The organism is Bacillus sp. BP-3, from assembly GCF_028401955.1.
Lineage (GTDB): Bacteria > Bacillota > Bacilli > Bacillales > Bacillaceae_G > Bacillus_A.
On sequence record NZ_JAQOTJ010000019.1, the window covers coordinates 45,940 to 47,366 of the forward strand.

At 40.6% G+C, this 1,427-nt stretch carries 4 protein-coding genes; all 4 read left to right on the plus strand.

The window, feature by feature from the left end; all coding sequences use genetic code 11:
* The first annotated feature begins 107 nt into the window (after positions 1-107).
* From infA to rpsK, 4 genes are read left to right on the plus strand one after another with little or no spacing between them, the layout of a single operon-like run.
* Positions 108-326: a translation initiation factor IF-1 gene (gene infA / locus PLX19_RS22015; RefSeq protein ID WP_020062312.1), complete on the plus strand. Its 219-nt coding sequence runs from the start codon at positions 108-110 to the stop codon at positions 324-326.
* A 35-nt stretch (positions 327-361) separates the two neighbouring features.
* Positions 362-475, plus strand: a complete 114-nt coding sequence (gene rpmJ, locus PLX19_RS22020; RefSeq protein ID WP_000868344.1) for a 50S ribosomal protein L36 — start codon at positions 362-364, stop codon at positions 473-475.
* 21 nt (positions 476-496) lie between these two features.
* Positions 497-862: a 30S ribosomal protein S13 gene (gene rpsM, locus PLX19_RS22025; protein ID WP_035433696.1), complete on the plus strand. Its 366-nt coding sequence runs from the start codon at positions 497-499 to the stop codon at positions 860-862.
* 24 nt (positions 863-886) lie between these two features.
* A complete protein-coding gene (gene rpsK, locus PLX19_RS22030) occupies positions 887-1,276 on the plus strand; it encodes a 30S ribosomal protein S11 (protein WP_000101801.1) in 390 nt (129 codons plus the stop codon).
* The last annotated feature ends 151 nt before the right edge of the window (positions 1,277-1,427 follow it).

Here is a 1,427-nt window from a genome sequence, read left to right on the forward strand (position 1 = left end):
TCTTACAGAAGCAGGATACGAAATCCTTACCACTTTATAGGTAGCTGGCTCTCCGGAATTTCAGAACAGTGTAGAATGTTACTGATTTGAAGAAGGGAGAACATTGAATGGCTAAAGATGATGTAATTGAAGTCGAAGGTACCGTTATTGAAACGTTGCCAAATGCTATGTTCAAAGTAGAATTAGAGAATGGGCATGTTGTATTGGCTCACGTTTCTGGTAAAATTCGTATGAACTTCATTCGTATTTTACCAGGAGATAAAGTTACGGTAGAATTATCTCCGTACGATTTAAATCGTGGTCGTATCACGTACCGCTTTAAATAATATAGCACTCCGTAATCTTTAAGGAGGTTCGAGACATGAAAGTAAGACCGTCAGTTAAGCCGATCTGCGAAAAATGTAAAGTTATTCGTAGACGTGGAAAAGTAATGGTTATTTGTGAAAACCCTAAACATAAACAAAAACAAGGTTAATCAGAAGGAGGTGCATTCGGAATGGCACGTATCGCAGGTGTAGATATTCCTCGTGACAAGCGCGTTGTTATTTCTTTAACTTACGTATTCGGCATTGGTCGTACAACTGCTGAAAAAATTCTTGCTGAAGCTGGTGTTTCTGAGGAAACACGAGTTCGCGATTTAACTGAAGACGAATTAGGACGTATCCGTGATATCGTCGATCGTATCAAAGTTGAAGGAGACCTTCGTCGTGAAGTATCCCTTAACATTAAACGTCTAATGGAGATCGGTTCTTACCGTGGTCTTCGTCACCGTCGTGGTTTACCAGTTCGTGGTCAAAATTCTAAAAACAATGCTCGTACACGTAAAGGTCCACGTCGTACAGTAGCAAATAAAAAGAAATAATAAGTAAAGGAGGTTGAACTAACAATGGCACGTAAAACAAACACTCGTAAAAAACGTGTGAAAAAGAATATTGAAGCTGGTGTAGCTCATATTCGTTCTACTTTCAACAACACAATCGTAACACTTACAGATACTCATGGTAACGCGCTTTCTTGGTCTAGTGCTGGTGCACTTGGTTTCCGTGGATCTCGTAAATCTACTCCATTCGCTGCACAGATGGCTGCTGAAACTGCTGCTAAAGTTGCAATGGAGCACGGTTTAAAAACTTTAGAGGTTACTGTAAAAGGTCCTGGTGCTGGTCGTGAAGCTGCAATTCGTGCGCTTCAAGCTGCAGGTCTAGAAGTAACAGCAATCAGAGATGTTACTCCAGTTCCTCATAATGGATGTCGTCCGCCAAAACGTCGTCGTGTTTAATTTTTCTGTATAGAATTTTCCCTTTTGTCTATAATGGATATGATGCATTATCGAGAAATTTCGTACAGAAACATCGCTTGTTGTGCACAATCGGGAACTGCCTAAGGGGGACTTTCGGTTAGACAAAGGTTTTTCCTTTGTTTAGCCGAGG

What these genes read in the sequence shown, in the direction of transcription:
- rpmJ (WP_000868344.1), top strand. Translation starts at nt 362, where the DNA reads ATGAAAGTAAGACCGTCAGTTAAGCCGATCTGCGAAAAATGTAAAGTT.
- infA (WP_020062312.1), top strand. Translation starts at nt 108, where the DNA reads ATGGCTAAAGATGATGTAATTGAAGTCGAAGGTACCGTTATTGAAACG.
- rpsM (WP_035433696.1), top strand. Translation starts at nt 497, where the DNA reads ATGGCACGTATCGCAGGTGTAGATATTCCTCGTGACAAGCGCGTTGTT.
- rpsK (WP_000101801.1), top strand. Translation starts at nt 887, where the DNA reads ATGGCACGTAAAACAAACACTCGTAAAAAACGTGTGAAAAAGAATATT.